General features: G+C 57.4%; 12 protein-coding genes. 3 read left to right on the top strand and 9 right to left on the bottom strand.

Features of this window, described 5'->3' with window-relative positions:
* Positions 1-138: 138 nt before the first annotated feature.
* Positions 139-7854, bottom strand: coding sequence for an Ig-like domain-containing protein (locus BHAP_RS07275; RefSeq protein WP_158216452.1), 7716 nt, complete (start codon positions 7852-7854; stop codon positions 139-141).
* 474 nt (positions 7855-8328) lie between these two features.
* On the opposite strand from BHAP_RS07275, the gene BHAP_RS07270 reads away from it, so the two are divergent.
* Both BHAP_RS07270 and BHAP_RS07265 read left to right on the top strand, forming a co-directional pair.
* On the top strand, positions 8329-9654 hold the full coding sequence (locus tag BHAP_RS07270) for an ATP-binding protein (RefSeq protein WP_158216451.1): 1326 nt from the start codon (positions 8329-8331) through the stop codon (positions 9652-9654).
* Between the two features lie 530 nt (positions 9655-10184).
* Complete coding sequence (locus tag BHAP_RS07265) at positions 10185-11150, top strand: FAD:protein FMN transferase (protein WP_094730107.1); 966 nt, start codon at positions 10185-10187, stop codon at positions 11148-11150.
* 8 nt (positions 11151-11158) lie between these two features.
* On the opposite strand, the gene BHAP_RS07260 is transcribed toward BHAP_RS07265, so the two are convergent.
* From BHAP_RS07260 to dnaB, 3 genes are read right to left on the bottom strand one after another with little or no spacing between them, the layout of a single operon-like run.
* Positions 11159-11911, bottom strand: a complete 753-nt coding sequence (locus BHAP_RS07260; RefSeq protein ID WP_094730069.1) for a type 1 glutamine amidotransferase — start codon at positions 11909-11911, stop codon at positions 11159-11161.
* A gap of 41 nt (positions 11912-11952) precedes the next feature.
* Positions 11953-13518, bottom strand: a complete 1566-nt coding sequence (locus BHAP_RS07255) for a Mur ligase family protein (protein ID WP_094730068.1) — start codon at positions 13516-13518, stop codon at positions 11953-11955.
* A 3-nt stretch (positions 13519-13521) separates the two neighbouring features.
* On the bottom strand, positions 13522-14952 hold the full coding sequence (dnaB, locus tag BHAP_RS07250; protein ID WP_094730067.1) for a replicative DNA helicase: 1431 nt from the start codon (positions 14950-14952) through the stop codon (positions 13522-13524).
* Between the two features lie 1041 nt (positions 14953-15993).
* Between dnaB and BHAP_RS07245 the strand changes: the two genes are divergently transcribed.
* Positions 15994-17373 carry an MATE family efflux transporter gene (locus BHAP_RS07245; RefSeq protein ID WP_244569342.1) on the top strand — a complete coding sequence of 460 codons (1380 nt, stop codon included), beginning with the start codon at positions 15994-15996 and terminating at the stop codon, positions 17371-17373.
* Between the two features lie 190 nt (positions 17374-17563).
* Here BHAP_RS07245 and BHAP_RS07240 read toward each other — a convergent pair whose 3' ends face one another.
* From BHAP_RS07240 to BHAP_RS07220, 5 genes are all read right to left on the bottom strand, one after another.
* Complete coding sequence (locus BHAP_RS07240; RefSeq protein ID WP_094730066.1) at positions 17564-19423, bottom strand: [protein-PII] uridylyltransferase family protein; 1860 nt, start codon at positions 19421-19423, stop codon at positions 17564-17566.
* Positions 19424-19587: 164 nt separating this feature from the next.
* The gene (locus tag BHAP_RS07235; RefSeq protein ID WP_094730065.1) at positions 19588-19926 is read right to left on the bottom strand and encodes a P-II family nitrogen regulator; all 339 of its coding nucleotides are present in this window, start codon (positions 19924-19926) and stop codon (positions 19588-19590) included.
* Position 19927: 1 nt separating this feature from the next.
* Positions 19928-21217 (bottom strand): ammonium transporter, encoded by a 1290-nt coding sequence (locus BHAP_RS07230; RefSeq protein WP_094730105.1) that lies wholly within the window; start codon positions 21215-21217, stop codon positions 19928-19930.
* A gap of 463 nt (positions 21218-21680) precedes the next feature.
* Complete coding sequence (gene ftsY, locus BHAP_RS07225; protein ID WP_094730064.1) at positions 21681-22949, bottom strand: signal recognition particle-docking protein FtsY; 1269 nt, start codon at positions 22947-22949, stop codon at positions 21681-21683.
* A gap of 278 nt (positions 22950-23227) precedes the next feature.
* A complete protein-coding gene (locus BHAP_RS07220) occupies positions 23228-24499 on the bottom strand; it encodes an ATP-binding protein (RefSeq protein WP_094730063.1) in 1272 nt (423 codons plus the stop codon).
* Positions 24500-24539 lie beyond the last annotated feature (40 nt).

Raw genomic sequence — 24539 nt, 5'->3', positions numbered from 1 at the left:
ACGCGATATCGCAACGACAAAAGGTGGTTACTCACCCGGAAAGGATGAGTAACCACCTTACGTTTATTGCCGTTCGCAGCTCCCCTTGGCAAGGGAAGCCATTAGGGCAGCCCCGTTAGAGGGGCTGCCGAGCGGGACTCAGCGCTGGTGACGGCCGCGGGAGTTGCCGCGGCGAGTACGGGTAACGCCGAACTGCATGATCAGGCCGGCGCCGGCGAGCATCAGCGCGACTAGAGCAGCCACGCTGGAGACAGCACCAGTGTTCGGCACGTTAGTCGGCTTGGTGACGAGCTGCTCAGTACCCGGCTTGCCAGACTGACCACCCTGACCAGAGCCACCGTTCGTACCACCGTTGCCGCCGTTACCCGGCTCACCCGGCACCGGCTTCGCCGACACGGTGATCGTACGCACCGCCGTCGTCACGTTGCCGTACGAATCCGACACCGTGTAGGTCAGCGCGTAGCTGCCAGCCTTAGCCGTGTCAACCGTACCTTCAACCGTGATGTTCGCGGTCACGTCGCCGTCCGCATTATCAGATGCGGAAACGCCAGCCAGCGGATCGAACGCAGTGCCAACCGTGATGGTCTTGTCGTCCACGCCAGCGAACACCGGAGCCTCGCTATCGTTGACCACAGTGACCTTCACCGTAATCGGCAGACCCTCGACCGTACCGTTGAGCACAGTGGAGAAGCCGATCTGCGCCTTCGGCCAGTCAACAAACTGCTCAGCATCCCACGCGATCGCCTTGCCGGACTCCTTCGAGCCGTCGTCGTAAACCACAGTAGCGGTCTTCGGCAGTTCAGGCGCGCGTCCAGCGAACACGGTCACGTCAGCGAGCGGTTCAACCGAGGTAGCAGTCTTCGGCACGTTGATCTCGACGGTCTTGGTCGCAACCAGCTTCTTCTCGCCGGGCTTCAAGCCAACGGGGTTGATCTGGTAGACCTTGAGCGTCACGGTCGCCTTGCCGCCGCGCAGAGCCTTGACAACAGCGCCGCGCGAGCCGTCAGACGCAGCCGCAACGGATGCAACGGCAGCATCGGACACGCTCCACTCAACGGTGACGTTGGTCGCGTCGGCCGGTGCCACGGAAGCGGTAAGAGCAAGCGTCTTGCCCTTGGCAACCGTAGCCTTGCCGTCCTTGACACCCTCGCCCGTGATCGCGGTCTTGGCTTCGTCCACATCCACCGTCTTTTCGACGATGGTCACCTTACGCGTCGCGGTGGCCTTGTTGCCGGCCTTGTCGGTCGCAGTGTAGGTGAGCGTGGTCACGGTGCCAACTGCAGCGGAAGTGTCAACCGAGCTGGGCTCCACCGTAACCTCGACCTTGCCGTCGACGTTATCGGTTGCGCTCACACCAGCCAGCGGGTCGAACGTGCTCTTCTGGACCACATAGACGTCTGCCACACCGGAGATGACCGGAGCCGCAGCATCCTTCCACTGTGCGTACAGGGTCAGGTCGCCGGTCACAGCCACGTCGAATCCGTACGGCTGCTTACCGTCGCGATCGGTGGTCCAACCTGCGAACGCGAAGCCTTCGCGGGTCGGATCGGCCGGCTTGGTGACGTGCGACGTACCGTCGTCAGCCACGCTGGTCGGCGCGACGGCAGAGCCGCCGTTGGAGTCGAACGTGACCTTCCAGTAACGCTGTGCGACGGTCAACGTGAACGTGGTCTTGATGGCCGTGTTCGCACCGTACGTGACGGTGACGGACTTGGAGCCGACCTCGTTGAGCGTCGTGTCAGACAGCGTGTACTCGCTTGACTTGAGCGTACGGCTGGTGCCGTCGTCAAGCTTGGCCGTGACGGTGAGGGTGGACGCGTCGAACGTGTCACCCTTGGTGTACGCACTCTTGCTGACCTTGGCTGCGATCTCGGTGACCGTTGCCGGCACCGTGATCTCAACGCTCGCGGTCTTGGCCTTGTCGCCGGGCACACTGCTCAGCGGCTTGGTTGCGGCCGTGATGGTTGCCTTACCGCCGCGCACTGCCTTGATGGTCGCGGTGCCGTTGTCGTTGGCCGTGACGGTTGCGATCTTCGGATCGGATGACGTCCAGACCACGGAAGAATCGGTCGCGTTGGCCGGCTTGACACTAGCCGTGACGTCAAGCGTTGCACCCTTGGCGACGGTTGCCTTGCCGTCCTTGACGCCGTTGCCGGTGATCGTGACGGATTCGGCCGGGATCGGCTTCTCGGACCAGTGTGCGTAGAGGGTCTTTGCATACTCGTCACCGGTCGGGGTGAACGGGAGCGTGACCTTCTTGCCGCCCTTGGCCGCGTCGTACCAGCCGGCGAACACGAAGCCCGCGCGGGTCGGGTCGGCCGGGGCAGCGAGATCGTTGCCTTCGCGCACGACGACCGTGGCGTCCGTACCGTCGGCCAGCTTGCCACCGTTCGCGTCGAACGTGAACGTGTACTTCTTGACCTTGTTGACGGTGACGACAGCCTTGACGGTGAACGCGCCGACTTCGGTGATACCGGTGACGGTGAACGTGGTGCCGGCCTTGCCGTCTGCCCACAGGTTGTCGCCGAACTCAGACCATGTGACCTTGGAGTCCACGCTCGCGGCGCCGGAGGCGTACTTAAGCGTGATGGTCGCCGGCAGGGTCGGCTTGACGCCTTCCGGAGTGCTCAGCTTGATGTCGGCTGGCTGCTGCGGCAGCTCGGCTGGCTTGACGACCTCGATGGTTGCCTTTGCCTGAACCGTAGTGCCGTCGACGTTACCGTTGATTTCGATCTTGTTGCCGACCTTGGTCAGCGACTCGTCGGTCAGCGGGGTGAGATCCCATGCGACAGTCGCGAGACGCGACGTACCGTCGGAGTACTTCGCAGTGACCTGCTGCGGCAGGATTGCAGCGACATCCTTGGCCTTGGCACCAGCGGCGACTTGCTTGGTGATCGGCTCGAAGCCAGTGAGCGTACCAGCCGCGACGTCAGCCACGGTCAGGTAGTAGTGCGCCTTCTTGTCGAGGGTCTTGCCGTCGAGCGTCACAGTACCGATGATGTCGTAGTTGCCAGGCTTGGTGAAGTCAACCTTGGAAGTATCCCACTTGACTGGCAAGCCATCATTCGAGCCATCGATCGGGCTATATCCACGAGTGCTTCCGTCCGACATGTACGCGGTCACAGTCTTAGGCAGGGTGAAGTCCTCGCCCGGCGTGATCGTGTTCGTCGTGTAGTCGATAAGGCTGACTTGCGCAGTCTTCTGCTGGGCAACAACCTTGACCTTGACGGTAACGGTGCCATTCTGGGTGGTCGCACGCGCGTCGAGCGAGCGTGCGGTCATGAGGCTGGCTTCGGAGACAGTACCGCTGACGGATGCCAGATGACCGGTAACGTCGAACTCACCAGTCTCGGCGTACTTGGACGGCGCAATCTTGTCCCAGTCGACCGGAGCGTTGATGACCTGACCGGACGTGGTTTCGACAGGCAGGTTAGCGAACAGGATCGGCGCCGTGCCAGCTTCAGTCACCAGACCGTCCATCGAAGAAGTGACGACCTTGGTGACTTGACGCACGTACACGGTGGTGCTCACCGGTATGGAATCGGAACTTCCTAGGTAAGCCTGACCGCTGACAGTGAACAGCGAGCCAGGTTCCTGATAGGAGCTGGCTGGAATGCTATCCCAGTTGACGTTCATCTGACGGGTAGCGCCGTCATTGGTGATGACATCGATCGGGTTTGGCAGAGACGGGGAACGTTGCGCAACCGTGGTGACCGGTGCGATCTTGACGGTCTTGACTGCGGAGACCTTGACAGTCGCCTTAGCCTTGACCTTGCTGCCTTCGATCGTGCCTTCAACGGTGAACGAGGAACCATCCTTCGCGTACTGGTCCGGATTGATATCGTTCCACTTCACATACAGCGACGGCTTGTTCTCGGTATCGGCTTTGCCAGATGCGGCGCGTCCGATTGCCTTGAAGAAGTCGCTGATGCGAGCCGGAACGGACTTCGGGAAGTCGACGGTCACCGAGCTCGGCAGCGACGGCTTGACACCGGGGACGGTCCACGCGTCTACCGGATCGGCGGACGTGATATCGTTCACGACGTTGACCTTCACTGACACCGGGATGGTCTTATCGCCGTCATAGCTGGTACCAGCCTTGCCGTTAACGGTAAAGGAGCCGGCCTTTGCATACTGTTCAGGCTTGATGGAATCCCACGTGACGTCCAGGTATGCATCGTCACCGTTTGACAACGTGCCAGTTACGCTATACGGCAACTGCGGCATGGTGCCGGCGATTACGGTTACAGGATCAGACGGTTTAACGGACTTGACACCTACCACGGAGATGATTGCCTTCGTAGTCAGCGCTTTAGCACCAGTAGCCTTGCCGTTGACCGTGATCGTCGCGCCGTCCTTCTTGAGCAGGTTCTTATCGAACGAGTCCCAAGTCACAGGCAGCGTGGTGTAATCACCGTCGGAGGTGATGGCCTGCAGAGTCGTCGGCAGTGCGAAGTCGCCGGAACCAATCACATACTGGGTCTTGTACGGGTTGGACCAACGAGTCCATCCGTAGACCTCACCGACGATCACACGCGTGTAGACCTTGATGCTCTTGGCGAAGAAGGTGCCTTCGACGTCAAACGAACCGGCCTTCGCGTAGCTCGACGGGTCGATCTTGGCCCATGTGACCGGGTAATCGTACGGCGTCTGGAACACGTCACCATTCGCGAGCTTCACGCTCAGGTACGTGGTCTGTAAATCCTGCGGAGCGACGCCGACGGTCGTGTTGATGGTCTGCACGACTGGGTCGGCGGGATCATAGACGTTCACATGCGCGACGATCGGGATTTCCGAACCGAGCAGGTAACCCTTGACGTCGAACGAACCAGTGGTCTTGTACGACTCCGGGTCCGGGTTCTCCCACTGTGCCGTCACATCACGCGAGGTACCATCCCACAACGTGGTCTTCACGGTGTACGGCAGACTCGGCCCGAATTCACGCAACGTGGAAATCGTGACTTCTTGGGTCTTCTGGCTGTCGAGCACGGTGACGGTAACCTTCACGCCCTTGCCGATACTGCTAATCGTGCCATCCACGGAGAACGTGCCGGCCTTGGCGTATTGGCTCGGATCGATAGGCTTCCAGTTCACAGACAATAATCTTGTCGTTCCATCCGTGAGGGTGATGACAACATCATCTGGTAGCGACGGCGCGACACCAGTTACTGTGGTCACCGGCTCCAGCTGCTCGATGCTCTTGACGGCGAGCACCGACACATGCATGGTGAAGGTGAGTTCAGTGCCCTTGATCGTACCGGTGAAATCGTATTCACCAGGCTTCGTATACAACGCGGAATCATATGGGTCCTTGGACCATGTGATATCCGACGTGAAGTACGAGTCACCATTAGTCAATTCCAGATTGGGCATGCTGAAGTATCCGCCGACATACGTCTTATAGGAATACTGAGTAGTCTTCAAGCCAGCAACGGTTACATGCGCCACGGTCTTGAGATCAGTGTTATTGAGCGTACCGGTAACGTCGAACGTGCCGACGGTGTTCCACTTGGCATCGTCGATTGATTCCCACGTCACAGGCCAATAATCAGTATTACCGTCAGCGAACGTGACATAAACAGACGAAGGCAAGCTCTCTTTAATACCGACAAGCGTCGATATGGTCGATTCGCTATTCACCTTCGTAATCGGCACCACACGAATCGTATACACTGCGAAGATGTCGGTGTATTGGACTGTGCCCTTGACCGAGAACTCGCCTTCCTTGTCGTACTGAGAAGGATCAACCTTCTCCCATGTCACCGGACGATAGGAAGTAGAGCCGTCGCTGAACGTGACAGTAACACTGCTCGGCAGCGTCGCTGGAACACCGGGAATCGTGTAGATAGTATCCGTGTCGACCTCACGAATCGGCAGTATCTGCACGCTGGCCTTGACTTCGATGCTCGTATCGTTTCCATTACCGTCACGCAGATGGCCGGTCACTTCGAACGTGCCAGGCTTAGCGTACTTGCTGGCGTCAATACTCGGCCAATTGACTTCGTACTGCACAAGAGTGCCGTCATCCAGAGTGACGTTCACCTGATATGGCAAATACGGTGTATCACCGACGCCAGCGGAAACATACACGCTTTCGAGCGGCTTGTACCCCTGCACAGAGACAGTGGCGGTGACCTTCTCATCGGTGCCTTCCGCAGTGCCTTCAACCGTGAACGTACCAGCCTTGGCATACTTGCTGGCATCAATCTCCGGCCACGTCACGTTGACATCAACAGACTTGCCATCGTTCACCTTCGCAGTGACCTGATACGGCAAGGACGGCTTGACACCCTCAAGGGTTTTCACCTCAACCTTGTCGAACGAGACAATGGCATACACATGCACGGTGGCCTTAATCTCGATGCTTGTATCGTTGCCATTGTTGTCACGCACATGACCAGTCACTTCGAACGTACCGGCCTTGGCATACTTGCTCGCGTCAATCTCCGGCCACGTCACGTAGACATAAGTAGACGAGCCATCACTCAGCTTCGCGTTAACAGAATATGGCAGAGAGGGAACCACGTTTTCAAAAGTGGTCACCTCAACCTTATCGAACGAGACAATGCCACGCACAGTCACCGTAGCAGTAACCTTCTTGTCGGTACCTTCTACAGTGCCTTCAACCGTGAACGTACCAGCCTTGGCATACTTGCTCGCATCAATCTCCGGCCACGTCACATCGACATCCTTAGACGAGCCATCACTCAGCTTCGCGGTGACCTGATACGGCAAGTCCGGTTTCACACCAGCAACAGTGGTCACCTCGACCTTATCGAACGAAGCGACAGTACGCACATGCACGGTGACAGTGGTCGTCAACTTGTTATCGGAGTCTCTCAACGCAGTGGTACCAGTGATGTCTTGACCATCTTTGGTATCGTTCCAGTTGAGATCATCAGGCCATGTCCATGTACCCGTAGTATAGCGATTCAGATCAGTTCCATCGGTCAGCGTGATCTTCGCTTGGTATGGAAGATCCGGCTGCTGCCCCGGCAAAGCGTACGATTCCAGCTTTTCGATGCTCTTGATGGCAACGAACTCGACCGTGGCCGTGGCCTTAAGGTCGGTTCCTTCAATGGTGCCTTCGACAGTCACCTTGCCCGGCTTCGATGAATCAACCGTGTCCCATGTCGGGTATACGTAGCCGGTAGTTCCATCGGTATAGGTGGCATCCAATGAATAAGGCAGGTCCGGCGTAATGCCAACCGCTTCCTTGCCGTAATCGTACGGTTCGATCGACTTAATGGTCTTACCGGACTCGTCGGCTTGCGCTGCGGGCTGATCATCGGCCTTGGCTTGCGGTGCAGCAGGAGCGTTCTGCGGCGCAGCTTGATCGGCCTTCGTATCAGACTGCTCAGTCTTCTGCTGATCCGATTGTGCAAGTTCCAACGTCACGGTTGGCTGCTGATCGGTGCCCTTGACCGTTCCCTTGAACGTGTGGATACCAGCGGGCAGCTTGGCGAGATCAGCGTCAGACTGGTAGCCGTCACCGGACCACGTCACTGCAACATCGTCGCTCGTACCGTCACTGTAGTGCGCGGTCACGGTCTTCGGCAGTGCGATGTTGGTATCGCCCTGCTTGCCACGAATCAGTGCTGCGTTATCGACCGAGGTGATCGTCTTCGCAGCGCTCGACGTACCGGTACCGGTAGTGTTCTTCGTATCAGACTGAGCGTCCGACTTGCCAGGCGCGGCCGGCTGCGAAGTGGCAGTCGACGGCGAGGTCGGGTCCTCAGCGAGGGCAGCAGGGGCGACGATACCGCCGCCGAGCAGCGTCGCAACCGCAGCCAATGTGGCCACAACGTTGCGAACGCCCCCTACGCCCTTCTTTGGGTTCTCTTGTGATCCCATATTGTTCCTTCCCCCAAACGGGTATATCCAAACCATTACATGCGCAATCCACTCCGATCACGGCTCACAAAGCCTCCGCCCATCGCGATGGACCCGCCTATACTGATCCACCATCAGAAATACCCCCACCCCGAGACGAAACTCGTCAAATCTTCCCCATTTGCTCAATCCCCGGGCAATCCCCGCAAGAATTCACCCCCCGTTCATCTTCGCCCACCCAATCCCCGCTCTTCGCCGCCCCCATCGGCGCATCGCGGCGAGCCGACAACCTCTCGCGGCTCCCCTAACAAGGGGAGCCGCGTTTTGTTTGCTTCACGGCAACGTCCAAACAAGGGGAGCCGCGATAAAAAACCCAGTTTCACCGACAGCATCCCACCAATGCGTGCCACTTTTTTATATAAAAAAGTGGCATAGTGATACACTTTTTTATATAAAAAAATGGCACATCTACTCTCACAGTTAAGGACAGTCCTCATGAAACGCATCATCGACGCAGCCCTTACCGCATGGGCAAACAACCAATCCGCGCCCCCGCTTCTCTTACGGGGTGCACGACGAGTAGGCAAAACATACAGCATTACACAACTCGGGAAAACCACGTTTGGCGATGGAAACTTCGTCTATTTCGATTTCCAAACTGATCTCGCCCATCTATCCAGTATCTTCACGAACACAGCAAATATCGAGCAAATCATCGCCGATCTGTCCGCATACGCTGGAACTGAAATTCATCGCAATACCACTCTTATTGCTTTCGATGAAATACAGCTGTGCGAGTCAGCACTCAACTCTCTACGCTTTTTCGCTGGCAGTGGATACCGAATCATCGCATCTGGCTCGCAACTCGGCGTCACCTTACGCAATCGAACACTCCCCTTCCCTAGCGATATTCGACAGGTCCATCTTCATCCACTCAATTTTGAAGAATGGCTATGGGCTACCAGCAATAGTCAACTCGCGCAAGCAATACGCGAGCATTTCGAGTCGCGTCAACCATTCAGCTTGCACGATATAGCAATGGAGCAATACCGCCGCTACGTGGTCACGGGAGGTCTGCCGGCTGCGGTCAACGCGTATTGTTCTACAGGCGATCTCACACAAGTACGCGCAGTGCAAACAGATATTGACGATACATACACCGCCGATATTGCTCTATACGCTCCAGAAGAAACTGTCGTCGCCACGCAAGCAGTCTGGCAAAGCATCCCCAAACAGCTCGCGCGAGAAACTACACGCAAGTTCAAGTATGCAGACGTACGTAAAGGTGGCCGCGAGCGACAGTATCGACTACCACTCGCATGGCTGGAAGCCGCCGGTCTGATCACGCTGAATGAGCAGACTAACGACACGAACGCACCACTCGAAGCACGCGGTGGCGGTTCGTTTTTCAAAGTATATATGGCCGATACAGGACTGCTGTTCAACCGTTATCATCTCAACGCGCAAGCCTGGCTATCTGATGCGATGCGCGTACAGCTATCTCCCCGTTTCCGCGGTGCGCTCACCGAAAATTATGTGATGCAAACACTAGCAGCGAACGGACTACCAACCTATTACTGGACGGCTACCGATAGCGCACAATATGAGGTTGAATTTGTGGCACAAACCGATATGGGTCGAGTGGTACCGATCGAAGTCAAATCTGGTGAAAACGTACGCGCAACAAGTCTCGGACGGTTTATGCAGAAAGCCGATGCGCCGTATGCCATACGTATATCCGGAAAAAACTTTGGCTTTGAGAATGGAATCATGAGCGTGCCATTGTATGCCACGTTCTGCATTACGCCAACGACACTATAAGCAGCCTACTGCAGGCAACGTGCAAGTTGACAAAGGGAACCGTGTTCTACAGGTATCGTTAACTGTTACATACTTAACTGTGTCGTACTTACCTTAATCGTGATACAGCTAATTTTTCCTTCGCTTTGGTTTTTCTGCGCTGTTTCCGATGCCTTTCGTTGCTTTTCTGTCTCTAAATTAAAAATGGGCCACATATCCAATTTGGAGACAAAATTTTTGTCTCCAAATCCTCAAAAAGAACTTTTCCTGCAAGTAAAGACAACCCCACTTCCACGCAAATCATTGAAATTCCGCCATTTTGCATTTTTTAGCGCACTTTGTTGCACGGCGTCATTTGTCTCTAAATCCGCAATAGCCCGCATACGCCATTTCAAGACAGAACTCCCTTGATAATCAAGCTAGTCTCATACCCCCCTACTAGCACTCATATCAAACCGAACCTTGCTGTGCCATTTTTTAATATGAAAAAATGTATTGGTACGCCACTTTTTCATACTAACAATGGCACGCTCAGTGGGTACGATGACGGCATGAGTGGATTAAGTGAGCGAATGCCGCATGTGCTGCAGTTTCCGGGCGCGCTTGGCACTGGGATGATCGTGCGGTTAGGCCGCAACGCAACTTCCACCGCACCGCAATTGTCCGGTCTGCACGCGGATATCGCCGTGCTCATCAACGAGTACGAATCCGTACTGTCTCGATTCCGCGACGACTCGCTACTCACCGCAATGGGACGCGCGCCGCACGGTGGCACGTTTGATTTTCCAGACTGGACAGCCGGTCTGTTCGACTTGTACGACGCGCTGTGTGACGCGACCGATGGCGCGATCGACCCGTGCATCGGCGAGGACTTAATTCGACTCGGCTACGATGCGCAATACTCGTTCACACTCGAGGCCGACGCAACCGCGCGACTTGGCGCCGTTCACGGACGACCAACGTGGCGTGACGATGTGAAGCGAGTCGGACAGCACGGCACGACGTTGATCACTCGCCGCGCGGTGCATCTCGACGTTGGCGCGTGCGGCAAGGGATATCTCGTCGATCTCATCGCTGAGTTGATTAGCACTCCCGAATTACTTATCGACGCAGGCGGCGATCTACGTATCCGCTCTGTGCAGCCGGTCACGATCGCGCTCGAAGATCCCGACAACACTGCCAACGCAATCGGCACAGCGAGCTTGACCACAGGATCGTTCTGCGCGAGCGCGCCCAGCCGACGTCACTGGCAAGCGTCCGGGCAGCTTGCGTTGCATCATCTACTCAATGCGATCGACGGTCAACCTGTATGCGACGTAGCCGCCACGTGGGTCGCACTCGACCGAGCATCCGCCAACTACCCCACCGCACTGGCCGACGGACTTGCCACCGCACTGTTCGTCGCCGAGCCGGATGCGCTCGCCGCGCGCTTTCCGTTCGCGTGCGCGCTACTGCGTCCCGACCGCACCGCAGTCGTCAGCCGTAATTTCCCCGGTCAACTCTTCATTCGCCGCTAAATCATCGCTCACCGCGGGCGAGCAGCTGCAACGCGCCGCGCCTGCGTCGCCGCTTCATCCAGCTCAGCAAGCGCCGCACGCTGATCGTCGTTCTGATACCGCTCCGGAGCGAACGCTCCATACCGCCGCTCAACCGCCGTGCGAATCAGAAAATCAGCGATCGCCGGATTTTTCGGCAGCAGCGAGCCGTGCATGTACGTGCCGATCACATTGTGCACGCGCGCGCCTTCCGTATGATCCTCGCCGTTGTTGCCGCGCCCGTCAGCATTCACGCGCCCCAACGGCCGCACGCCGTCGCGCAGGAACGTCTGTCCGGAATGATTTTCGTACCCGATTACGTCACCAAAATCGTCACTGTGCTCAACGAGATTGCCGATCATGCGCACGTCACGGCCGACCGTGTACGCACCGATCACGCCGATACCGTCAAGCCGCGTGCCGTCGATCGTCTCGAAATACTCACCAAACAGTTGGTACAGGCCGCAGATCATGAGCATCGGCACACCGTCAGCCGCGAGCGCACGCAGTTGATCGGCGCGACGGAACAGATCGTCGATGATTTTTTTCTGCCCGGTGTCTTGACCGCCGCCACCGAGAATCATGTCAACGTGGTCCGGCCAGTCGTCGCCTTGATCGTACGCGGTGACACGCGGCTCATATCCGTACAGCGCGAGCCGTCGCGCGATGGTGAGCACGTTGCCGGAGTCTCCGTAAATGTTCATGTCTTTCGAGTAGAGCGACATGATATCGATGGTGGTCATGTTGGGTCCTTTGCCTGTTGCTCGCTGACTCGACAGCTCGTTTACTTGCCGACGCCGGCGTCCGGAACGTCGGCGATGCGCGCGAGTGCGGCACGTACAGCAAGCATCGCGGTGTACGTACAGTAAATATGGTTGCGTTTGCCGGGGCGTGCCGAATCGGGGCGTACGAATGCGGCGAGCGCAGCGTCAATGTCGGTATTGACCGAGTCGACTGGCACTTGATCGTAGCCGAGTCGCAACGCCATGTCCCACGCACGCACGCCGGAGACTTGTTTCACGCCTGTTTCACGCAGACTGGTGAAGTCGACGTCCCACAGCCAACTCATGTCGCGGCCGTCGGCGTACTCGTCGTTGATGACGATCATCGTGTCCGTATCGGCGGACGGCGGGAAACTAGCGAGCGAGAGGCGGAATCCCATCGGATTCTTGACCAGCAGCAGTTCGGTTGGCTGACCGTTGACGTCGATGATTTCGCCGCGGCCGAACGCCGGGGTGACGTGAGCGACGGCGGCGAGGAGGTCGTCGAGTTCGGCTGTGCGAACCTTGTACACTCGTTTGAACAGGTCATCGTTGTATCTGATCGCTGATTGCAGACTGGCAAACGTCCGTTCGCGCGGGGTTTGCTCGTGTGGACCGTCGCTGCCTGCGCATATCTCTAGGAAACCGAACCGTCGAGCGTCATCCTGCACCGCGCGCACGACCGCGAGTGCGGCGGCCGCGTTGTACAGGTTGTATACGCCTTCGAGTTTCACGGTGGTGGTGCGCGGTTTGGTTTCGCCGGCGATGAGGAAGTCGGCTTCGTGATCGCCTACGCGGGTGAGGGTTACGTCGGCAGGAAGCGCAGGGGTTGGAGCGGGTGTGTTGGATGCGCGAGTCGGTGCAACGTTCGCATCGCCAGCCGCGCTCTCAACCGCCACGGTCGTCGCCATATCGTCGTCGGACGGGAAAAACGATCGTAAATCGTCACTCAATCCGAAATACCGCACGTCTGCACCAGGCTCGCGCACGAGCTCAGCAAGCCGCGCGATACGCGGGTCCTCACGATTCAATACCACGGTACCGGTTGTCGCAGCCGCCACGTGACCGAGCAGTCGCGCAGTGTTATCGATCTCACCGAACCGGTCGAGCTGATCGCGCATCACGTTGAGCAGCAGCGCGTATCGCGGGCGCACTTGCCGCACAAAATGCACGGCGTACGCTTCATCCAATTCAAGTACCGCAATATCCGCGTCCAATCGGCCGCCGAGCGTCACGCGTTCCAGCAGTGCGGAAGCTACACCGCGCGTGAAATTCGAGCCGGTCGGGTTCGTAAACACGCGCAAGCCAAGATCGGACAGCATAGACGCGACCATGCGCGTGGTCGTCGTCTTGCCGTTCGTGCCGGACACGAGTACCACGCCGAGCGGCAGTTGCGCGAGCGTACGCGCGAGGAATCCCGGGTCGATCTGTTCGATCACGCGGCCGGGCAGCGCGGAACCGCCGTGGTGAGTCACGCGCGCGGCCAGACGGACGAGCTTGCCGATCGCCGGCGTTGCGATAGAACACGCGGGTTGCGTTGCGGCAGGTTGGCTTGCAGCCTGACTCGCGTTCTGTCTCGTATCACTCATGTCTCACACCCCCTGATTGACGGCGTAATCCTGCGGCATGTCGTGGAAGCGCGATCGCTCGCCTTGGAACAGCAGATGGAACGTTTCCGTCGGACCGTTACGATGCTTCGCCATGATAATATCCGCCTCGCCGGGCCGATCTTCCTTGTCGTAGAAATCCGGACGATGCACGAGGAACACCACGTCGGCGTCCTGTTCGATCGAGCCAGATTCACGCAAATCAGACAGCTGCGGCTTCTTATCGTTACGCATTTCCGGTCCACGGTTCAACTGCGACAGCGCGACCACCGGCACTTCAAGTTCCTTCGCAAGCAGCTTCAGCGCGCGCGAAAACTCGGACACTTCCTGCTGGCGGCTTTCGACCTGCTTTCCAGAGGTCATGAGCTGCAGGTAGTCGATCACCACGAGTTTGAGATCGTTCGTTTGCTTGAGCCGACGGCATTTTGCACGGATTTCCATCAGCGACATGTTCGGACTGTCGTCGATAAACAGCGGCGCGTTCTGCATTTTCGCCCAGAAATTATTGAGTTGCGTCCAGCGATCGGGGGTAAGACTGTCGGCGTCTGCGCGGCGCATGACCACGAGCGGAATGCCAGTTTCGGCGGAAATAATACGCTGTGCAAGCTCCACTTTGCTCATCTCAAGGCTGAACACGATCGTCGTCATGCCGTGTTTGAGCGCGGCAGCGCGTGCGAAATCGATGCCGAGCGTCGACTTACCCATCGCCGGGCGACCTGCAACAACGACCATCTGACCGGGCTGTAAGCCTTGCGTCACGTCGTCAATATCGCGAAATCCCGTCGGCACGCCGCGTTCCATCTGCCCGTTTTGCAGTTTGTCGAGCTGCTCAAGCGTATCGTGCACAACCGGACCGATCGCCGAGTAATCCTGTCGTACTTTGCCGACGCTCATCTCGTAGACTTCGGCTTGCGCGAGATTGACGACGTCCTCGGCCTGCGATCCTTCCGCAGAATAGCCGAGCTGCGCGATTTTCGTACCGGCTGCGATCACGTTGCGCAACACCGCGCGCTGGTGCACGATATCGGCGTAATACGTAGCGTTTGCGGCAGTTGGGACGGATGCGACGAGGCTGTGCAGATAGTCTGCGCCGCCGACTTTCTCAAGATCGCCGTCCGCGAGGAGCTTGTTCGCAACGAGGACCACGTCGACCGGCTGGGATGCGGAAAACAGGCCGATGATCGCTTCGTAAATCGTTTGATGTTTCGGCTGGTAGAAGTCAGTGACGTCGATCATCTGCGAAACTTCGCCGATGGCGTCCTTGCTCATCAGCATGCCGCCAAGGACGGCCATTTCTGCGTCGTCGTCGTGTGGCGGTACGCGGTCGAACAGTGCGTCGCGGATCGGCGCTCCGCTGGCGTTGTTGCGGCTGTCGCGATCCCGGTTTGCCTCATCCCAAGTGATTCCTTCTGCCATAGACACCGAGTATAGGGCGTCCCCGTCATCGCTGGGTGAACGGGGCTGAGGCGGTGATTGATGGCAAACATCACACGAGTAGACCCGTCAGTGTGACATTCCGGCGGAGAACTCACCAACCTCCGCCGCAAAATCACAAAAAACGGGTGCTAAACGTGACATTCCGGCGGAAGTTCATGGGCACTCCGCCGCAATATCACATTTTCGGGCCACTTTCTGTGATATTCCGGCGGAACTCAAGGTAAGGTCCGCCGCAATATCACATTTCAGGCCCTACTTCTGCGGCAATCACACGAAACCACTCTAAATGTGACATTCCGGCGGAAGTTCTCAACATGTCCGCCGCAAAATCACACTTAGACCCTCATTTTTGTGACATTCCGGCGGAGGTTCGTGGGCACTCCGCCGGAAAATCACATTTTCGGGCCATGTTCTGTGATATTCCGGCGGAACCTAGAATAGGGTCCGCCGCAAAATCACAAAAACATGCAGCAGGCATGATTGACGCCTAATGATAATTAGTCAATAACAGTGTGTGCGATGCAAACCGCAACGTAGTCGTCACCGCGCGTTTACGATCGATTCCACAGCACGACACGCTCGGATTATTGCGCTGTGGATAACTAAAATCCAGTTATCCACATTTCGGGGATAACTCGGTGCATAATCCACACAGTTATCCACATATTGGGGATAACCATGTGGATAACATGGGGATAACCCGTGGATAATCCACCGCCCATGAGACTGCGATTTGGCATTCGCTGCGAAACTGTGCTATCGCAACCAGCCACTCATCTCAAATCACAAACGAACATCATTTTTGTGCGATTCTGCGCAATGCTCCCCGCTTCATTAATCCATTAATGAATTCGCTACCTCTTAGCTAGAATGGCTCTCCTTATCAGAGTAGCCGATAACATCGTTCACAAACTTCTGACGCAGGGTTCTAGTCAACAGCAATCACTCAATAAGTCGCCGATCACCCTGCGCATCCGCCACCTCAGCACTCCGACCGTCCCCATGAGTACGGTGAACTGTATGAGCATGAGCACGAATCCCTCCGATCACGCAGCACCAAGCGCACCATCCGCATACCGCCGCATCCTCACGCTCGCCGTCCCCACGTTCGGTCAGCTTATCGCCGAACCGACGTTCATCCTCATCGACACCGCCATCGTCGGCCACATCGGCGACGCAGCGCTGGCCGGCCTGTCAATCGGCTCAACCATCATTCTCACCGCCGTCGGCCTGTGCATTTTCCTCGCTTACTCAACCACCGCACAAGTCGCGCATTTACTGGGCGCTGGCCGCCGTCGCGCAGGACTCCAAGCTGGCATCGACGGACTGTGGCTGGCACTCACCATCGGCATCATACTTGGCATCGCACTGTTCATCGGCGCCGAACCGCTGTGCCGCGCAATCGGCGGTACAGCAAGCAGCGAAGTCCTCGATCAGGCCGTCACCTACACGCGCGCGATTGTGCTCGGCGCGCCCGGCATGCTGCTGGTGTACGCGGCGAACGGTATTTTCCGCGGGCTACAGAAGGTGCGCATCACACTGATCGCGGCGGTGAGCGGCGCAATACTGAACACCGTGCTCGACGTGCTGTTCGTGATCGTGCTGCGCTGGGGTATCGCGGGATCGGGCGCAGCAACGCTGATCGCGCAATGGTATATGGGACTGTTTCTTGCAATTCCGGCGATTTTGTGGGCGCGCGCGGACGGTGCGACGCTGCGACCGCAGCTGTCAGGCATGGCCGCGGCGGGCGGCGACGGACTGCCGTTATTTATCCGCACGCTGGCGATTCGCGCGGCAATGGTGGTCACGGTTGCGAGCGCCGCACGCATGGGAACGTCGGTGCTGGCTGGTTTTCAAGCGGTGAATTCGTCGTGGAATTTCGCGATGAACATGCTCGACTCGGTTGGTATTGCCGGTCAGACGTTGGTAGCGACAGCGCTCGGCGCTCAACGCGTCACTCAAGCGCGCCGTCTGACTGACGTGACGGGCCGCGCGGGATTAGCTACGGGCGTGATTCTTGGCTTAGGATTCGCGATGGTTGGACTATTCGCGGGGCGCATGTTTTCGCCGACGCCGCACGTTCAGCTGCTGGTGGCGGTTGGCATGGTCACGATGGGCGTGTTTTTCCCGTTGCAAGGTTGGATGATGGCATTGGACGGTATTTTGATCGGCGCGCGCGATTATCGATATCTTGCGTTGACGTGTACGTTGACTGCGGCGGTGTACATTGTGCTGATTATGAGCGTGGATGATCTACTGATTAGCGCGATACCGGCTGGCGGCAGCAACGGCGATACGTTGCGCACCGTCGCGCTCTGGCTGATGTTCAATATTGTGCTTATGGGCGGCCGCGGCTTATGCAACGGCCTGCGCATTCGCACCGACAAATGGATGAAGTAAGTAAAAAGGTAGCGCGGCTCTATGTTGCGGGATGAGTTGACCCATAGCGGAACTGAGAACACACACAGATCAGATGGATAAAACGCGCTGATGGGGAATTATTGCGGCAACAGGACGAGCTGGCCGCGAAGTGCACCCTATCGTGGCTCCCCTTGTCAGGGGAGCCGAAAAACCATAGGCCCGCCTGCCTTCACAGGTGATAGCGGGTGGCGTTGTAGATGGCTTGGACGAGCGACTCGCGCCATGTGGACCACCCGTATTGTTTGGTGATCTGCTCGCTGGCGGTCGCACCCAGTGACGACCCATCTGCACGCGTCAAGTCGTACAGCATATCAAGCAACACAGGGTCATGATCGAGCCGCCCAGCCAGCTCATCGCCTACTGCAGGATCATTCGGATTACGCCCGGTCGCAAATTCAGACAGTGTCAAATGCTCCCGCACCAGCAGTGTGGCCCACCGCACCACACGCGCATCAAAGCCCATACGCCGCAAAATCACCGGCACATGCTTCGCCCCCTCAGCTGCGTGATCGGTCACAAACGGTCGCTTGCCAATGTCGTGCAGTAACCCAGCCAGCAACAGTGCCGTGTAATGCGCGTCATCATAGCGCTCGCCGCCACCGGTCCCAGCCCCGGCACCACCCCCCGGAGCCGCCGACTCGCGCCCAAGCCGAGTCACCACCTCGATACTGTGTCGGTCAATCGTATACCGATGCGCCGCCGACGCGCTCGGCCGATTGCGAATACCCAACCATTCAGGAATCCACCGCCCCGGAATATCAACGAAATCAAGCTCATCCCACACGTCCATCAACGCCGACCCCGAAGCGAGCAACCGCACAAACAACTCCCGCGCCTCGGCACTCCACACGGAATCGCGAATCGGACACCGCCGCAAATTCATCAGCGTTCCCGGGTTAATCGGTAGCTCAAATTCAGCGGCGGCAGTCGCAGCTCGCAGCGCCAGCACAGCGTCACGCGACGGGTCAACACCGGGCGCCAAGACCACTTCGCGCTCGTGCGCAACAATCCCCGGAGCAAGCACCTCGAACGTCGGCGCCTCGCGTTTGCCGCCCGCGCGCGGACTCATCATTTGGAAGAACGAGAATCGCGGCCGCTCATGCGTGAGCGAATGCTCGGCGCGCGACGCAGTCGAATCGAGCGAAAACGCGATCGTGCGACCAAGCCGAGCCAGTCGCGTCTGCAAATCGTCAATCGAACGAGCCGCCCGCTCATCCTCAGGCAGCGTCGGGTCCGCCAGGCCCAGCATGGCCGCAACTTTGGCTTGATACGGCGGCAACAGCAGGTTCGTATCCTTGTTCGCAACCAAGTGGATGCAATCGCGCACGTCGAGCAGCGCGTCGACCGCCGCGTCGTACGAGCCGTGCGGACGGTCCGCAAGCCACGATGCGGCGAGCGCAGAAACGAGTACCGAGTCACGCAATCCGCCGCGCGCTTCCTTAATATTTGGCTGATTGAGGTACGGCAGACGACCAAACTCGTCCAATCGTTTGTCGGCGGAAGCGAGCAGTTCGGGCAGTCGTTTGCGCGCGGCTTTGCGCCAGCGTTCGAGAATGGATGCGGCAGTGTCCGCGATCAGCTGCGTGTCACCGGCGATCGGCCGCACGTCGAGCCAGCCCATCGCAGCCGGCAAGTCTTTATCGGTGACTGCTTCACATTGTTGCCGCGTGCGTACAGAATGGTCGAGGTCAAGTCCGGAATCCCACATTGGATACCAGATACTGTTGGCGAGTTCGTTGAGTTGGTGATCGTCGAGCGTGTGCGATTCGTAGATGATCACGAGATCGATATCTGAGCTGGGACCGATCTGTCCGCGCGCGAGCGAGCCGACTGCAGCGAGTCCGACGCCAGTTGACGGCATGTCAAACGAGACGTTGGCTGTTGCTTCCGTCCACAGTCGAGTTAGGCAGTCGACGGCGAGATCAGTGCGCGCCTTACGTTTGGCCGCACCGTTGCGGTAAATGCCGTCCGCGTCGGGCTGACTCATCGCCATGAATCGTGATTTCAGTTGATCGACTGCCGAAGTCATGCGTATTCCTCTCGGCTTCCTATTTCGGCTTCTCGTTCTCCAAGCCGGACGTGTGAAAATGTATATAAAAATCCCCGCACGGCGTAACGCAGCGTGCGGGGATCTGTCTTACCGATACCCGAACCGTAAGCGACAGCACAGTCCGGGAGTCTTAACAGCCGCGATCAGATCGCAGCAGAACCGGTTTCGCCGGTACGCACGCGAGTCACGGAATCAAGCGGCGCAACCCAAACCTTACCGTCGCCGATCGTGCCGGAACCAGCCGACTTGACAATCACGTCAACCAGCGTATCGGCATCTGCATCGTCAGACAGCACTTCGATACGAATCTTCGGAATCAAGTCAACCGTGTATTCAGCACCACGATAAACCTCAGTGTGGCCGCGCTGGCGACCGTAACCGTTGGCTTCCGAAACAGTCAGGCCGTGCACGCCGGCTGCGGCGAGCGCTTCCTTGACATCGTCGAGCTTGTGCGGCTGGATGATAGCAGTGATGAGCTTCATCTCACTTCACCTCCTTGAGAACGGAGCTGGCAGTACCAGCGAAATCGTATCCACGTTCACCCTGATCGGCCAAATCGATACCGCCGATTTCCTGAGCTTCAGTGACGCGCCAACCAACGGTCTTCTCAAGCGCGAACGCGATAATCGCAGTGATTACGCCGGAGTAGAGGATGGCGACGAGCGCGATGATAATCTGCACGACGAGCTGCTTCCAGTCGCCGCCAGCCAGCAAGCCAGTGCCTTCACCGAAGAAGCCGATGAGAACGGTACCAGTCAAACCACCGACGCCATGCACGCCGACCACGTCGAGCGAATCATCGTAGCCGAACTTGAACTTCAAGCCGCAAGCGAGGCAAGTGAGCACGCCGACGATCGCGCCGAGCACGATAGCCCACAGCGGGGAAACCACATCAGCGGCCGGGGTGATGCCGACGAGGCCGGCGACCATACCCGAAGCAGCGCCGATCGCGGTGTAGTGGCCGGTGCGAATCTTCTCAGTGAAGCCCCACGAGAGCATAGCAGCGGCGGCGGCAGCAGTAGTAGACACCCACGCGTAACCGGCAGTGCCGTTCGCACCGAACGCGGAACCAGCGTTGAAACCGAACCAGCCGAACCACAGCAGGAACGCGCCGAGCATCACGAACGGGACGTTATGCGGACGAATCGGTTGCGTGCCGAAGCCCTTGCGCTTACCGATAATGAGAACGATAATTAGTGCAGCAACTGCGGCGTTAATGTGCACGACCGTACCACCTGCGAAATCGTGCGCAGCCGCGCCGATCGCCTGAGAAATCGCGCCCTTGCCGGACAATAGACCGCCGTTCCAAACCATGTGAGCCATCGGAGCATAGTCGAACGTAATCCACAGCGCGACGAAAATCATCCATGTGCTGTACTTCACACGCTCAGCAATCGCGCCGCAAATCAGACCCACGGTAATCATAGCGAACGTCGTCTGGAACGCGACGTCGATGCTACCCGGGTAGTCGCCGCTCGCGCTCGCCTTCGCCGCAGTGAACACGCCGTCCTGCGCAACCATCGAATCCTTGAGCAGGAAACCGGTCGCCGGATCGCCAAAAATACCGCCGATCGACGTGCCAGCGTACGCGATCGACCAACCCCACAGGGTCCAAATAATCGCGGTAACCGACAGTGCGGCCGCCTCCAACATGAGCATGTTCAGCACGGCCTTGGCACGAACCATACCGCCATAGAAGAACGCCACACCCGGCGTCATGAGGAAAACTAGGGACGCAGATGTCAACATCCATGCAGCATTTCCAGTGTCCATGTCAACCTCCCTCTCTTTGTCTTGCTTGATCTTGACAGCGCGGATCAGTTGCGTAAGGCTCACGAACCACTCGGTCAAGTAACTTCTTGGCACGTCCCTTTGTGGGGGACTCACACGACTGTATGAAACGCCGAGCGTGTTGTGAATACGTTACGAGAAGTTACGCGAATGTAAAACGCGGGGGCAGCGAAAGTGACGTTTGAGCGGCGGGTACGCGACTGCGATCGGTCGGCAAATCGGCGGAATAGTGCGGTATTGCTGGGCTGGCGGTGACAGATTGTACGGATTGTTACGAACTGATGATGGTGCATAAATATGACAACGTCTGCACCCGTGTTGCGAGTGCGGACGTTTCATGATGTGGTCGGATTGGCGGGTTGCGTGCCGCGCACGGTGCGGCGCGGCGCGATACGTGTCGCGGCACGCGGTGTGGTTTGCGGTTACGCCGTTACGCGACGTGCCGTTACGCGAGAATCCCGTCGACGAATCCTTCCGGGTCAAACGGGGCGAGATCATCCGGGCCTTCGCCAAGGCCAACGAGCTTCACCGGCACGCCGAGCTCCTTCTGCACGGAAATCACAATGCCACCCTTAGCCGAGCCATCGAGCTTGGACAGCACTACGCCGGTAATGCCGATCGCTTCAGCGAACACTTTGGCCTGTGTCATACCGTTTTGACCAGTGGTCGCGTCGAGGACGAGCAGGACCTCGTCAACTGGCAGATTTTTCTCGGTAACGCGGCGAATTTTGCCGAGCTCATCCATCAGATTCGCCTTGTTTTGCAAGCGACCGGCCGTGTCAATAATCAGCACATCTGCGTTGTCTTCCTTAGCTTTCGCACTGGCCTCGAACGCAACCGACGCCGGGTCGGCACCGTCCTTATCAGAGCGCACGACCGGCACATTGACTTTCGCACCCCACGTTTCAAGCTGGTCGGCGGCCGCCGCGCGGAATGTGTCGGCAGCACCCATCACAACCTGCTTGTGCTCAGAAACGAACAGTCGCGCGAGCTTGCCGGCCGTGGTCGTTTTGCCCGTGCCGTTCACGCCGACCATGATGATAGCGGACGGCTTGTTTGCGTTCTCTTTATTCGCGTTGAGTCGACGATCCGTATCGCGCCCCACGAGGTCGAGCAGCTTCTCGCGCAAGCTGGCGCGGACTTCGGCAGCATCGGCCTTGCCGGTAATACGAGCGTCTTTGCGTAGTTCATCGACGAGCTGCTCGCTCGCCTCAGCGCCGACATCGGCAAGCAGGAGCGTGTCTTCAACGTCCTCCCAGTCGGATTCGGAAAGGTTGTCTTTCGTGAGGATTGCGAACAGGGCTTTGCCGAACGGATTCGCACTGTTGGCGAGTTTGGCTTTAAGCCGCTGGATGCGCGAGCCGGCAGATTCGGGTTGTTCTACTGACTTGGGTTTTGGCGTGGGTGCGGCGGGCGTCGCGGGTTCAGGTGTGGCAGATGTTGCGGGCGTCGGCGCTACTTCCGTATCCTCATGCCGCACGGTCGGCGCCGGTTTCGGCGTAGCGCCAGCCTGCGCGTGCTCGGCTTCGGCCGCCTGAGATTTTCGTTCAGCAGCTTCTTCAGCCGCAATCCGTGCATCAGCCTTAGCTTTGGCTTCTTCCTCAGCCTTGGCGAGCGCTTTTTTGCGCGAGCGATCGTTCCACACGCCCCACGCGATGAGCAATACGGCAATAGCCACCACGGCCACAATGCCGATAATCGTATTGGTATCCATACTCCCAGCCTAAAAACCGCAAGGGACAGGCATCCCGCAAGACGCGATTAAACGCAACTAGGCGCAATTAGGTGCAATGTGCAAACTGAGAGGCAGATTTCGCCGCCTGTACGGGTCGATTTGCAAACTGAGAGGCAGTCACTTTGATCATTCACCGCTATGCAATGAGTTTCGGGGGTATATATTGCATATTGTCTCGTAAGTGGCTGCCTCTCACTTTGCAAATTGACCCATGCACAACCGAAAATCTGCCTCTCACTTTGCAAATTGCCGCCACATCACCATGCCGCTTTCAAGAAAAAATCCTTCGCGCGAACTATCTGAATCCCATCATCGGTACCAGCTGGATCACCCTGGCGCACCACCACAATCTTCTCGAAATTGTCTCCAATATCACGCAGCGGTCTCAGTTCGCGCAGTCGCGTCTGTTCATCGAACATCTCATCAGTCACTTGAATATACACAGTACGTCCATCTTTGACCGCAACAAAGTCAACCTCACTGCGATATAACTTGCCAACGTGGACCGCCCATCCCTCATATAGCAGCTGCAAATATACGGCATTCTCAAACACGAAACCCACATCGCTACTTCGATATCCAGACAAATACTGCCGCATCCCAGTGTCTACAAGATAATACTTGGGCATGGTTTTCAGCAGAGCACGACCATGAATGTCATACCGGCGGCAAGAGTATACGATAAATGCATCTTCTAATGCCTGAATATAAGCAGAAACCGCTGTAGCTGTGGTTTTGCGACCACCAGCAATCAGTGCTCCTGCCATTTTCGTGACCGACGATTGCCGACCAACTGTATCCGCGAGATATTCGCATGTTAGGCGCAGTAAATCTGCATCAGCAACCTTCCATCGCCCATTTCGTTCTCGATTAAGAACATCCCGAACCACCACTGTGCTGTAGACGCCCTCCATATATTGCGCATGCATCGCCTGATTAACATTCAGCGAAGCAATCGCGGGCATGCCACCGAATTCCATATATTTGCGGAATATATCGTCAAACGTCACCACTGAACCATCTCCAAGCAATGCCGCCGACCCGTTCGCTCCGAAATCCAAACCGCAGAACAACGCATATTCAGCAAAAGATAGTGGCAGCATAGCGATTTCTACATATCGACCAGATAGATACGTAGCGATTTGCCCGGATAATAAATATGCATTAGAGCCAGTCACGTAAATATCGCAATCATATTCAACGCGAATGGAATTAACAACATCATGCCAGCCACTAATTCGCTGTACTTCATCTAAAAAAACATACGTTCGGCCAGAATCACTCATATGCGCAACGAGATAAGCATAGAGGTCATCATCCGTACGTATGCCTAGGCCACGTCGTTCTAGATTCACATCAATAAAACCTCGGCCTGAAACACCTTCAGCCTCAATCTGCTTTCGTACAAGTTGTAACAACGATGACTTGCCGCAACGACGCACTCCTGTGACAACTTTTACCATGTCAGTGTCTCGGAATCGCAACGCATCATTGAGGTATTTCTTGCGCGCTATCAGGGTAGGTTCCACATTCGCTCCTCATTCTGCTTGTTTGCATTTTATTTTAGTT

This window comes from Bifidobacterium hapali (assembly GCF_002259755.1).
Taxonomy (GTDB): domain Bacteria; phylum Actinomycetota; class Actinomycetes; order Actinomycetales; family Bifidobacteriaceae; genus Bifidobacterium; species Bifidobacterium hapali.
This window is presented reverse-complemented; position numbering and strand designations above follow the sequence as displayed.

Excerpts from the sequence above, each read along its gene's own strand:
- BHAP_RS07275 (WP_158216452.1), bottom strand. The coding sequence starts at position 7,854 with ATGGGATCACAAGAGAACCCAAAGAAGGGCGTAGGGGGCGTTCGCAAC.
- BHAP_RS07270 (WP_158216451.1), top strand. The coding sequence starts at position 8,329 with ATGAAACGCATCATCGACGCAGCCCTTACCGCATGGGCAAACAACCAA.
- BHAP_RS07265 (WP_094730107.1), top strand. The coding sequence starts at position 10,185 with ATGAGTGGATTAAGTGAGCGAATGCCGCATGTGCTGCAGTTTCCGGGC.
- BHAP_RS07260 (WP_094730069.1), bottom strand. The coding sequence starts at position 11,911 with ATGACCACCATCGATATCATGTCGCTCTACTCGAAAGACATGAACATT.
- BHAP_RS07255 (WP_094730068.1), bottom strand. The coding sequence starts at position 13,518 with ATGAGTGATACGAGACAGAACGCGAGTCAGGCTGCAAGCCAACCTGCC.
- dnaB (WP_094730067.1), bottom strand. The coding sequence starts at position 14,952 with ATGGCAGAAGGAATCACTTGGGATGAGGCAAACCGGGATCGCGACAGC.
- BHAP_RS07245 (WP_244569342.1), top strand. The coding sequence starts at position 15,994 with ATGAGCATGAGCACGAATCCCTCCGATCACGCAGCACCAAGCGCACCA.
- BHAP_RS07240 (WP_094730066.1), bottom strand. The coding sequence starts at position 19,423 with ATGACTTCGGCAGTCGATCAACTGAAATCACGATTCATGGCGATGAGT.
- BHAP_RS07235 (WP_094730065.1), bottom strand. The coding sequence starts at position 19,926 with ATGAAGCTCATCACTGCTATCATCCAGCCGCACAAGCTCGACGATGTC.
- BHAP_RS07230 (WP_094730105.1), bottom strand. The coding sequence starts at position 21,217 with ATGGACACTGGAAATGCTGCATGGATGTTGACATCTGCGTCCCTAGTT.
- ftsY (WP_094730064.1), bottom strand. The coding sequence starts at position 22,949 with ATGGATACCAATACGATTATCGGCATTGTGGCCGTGGTGGCTATTGCC.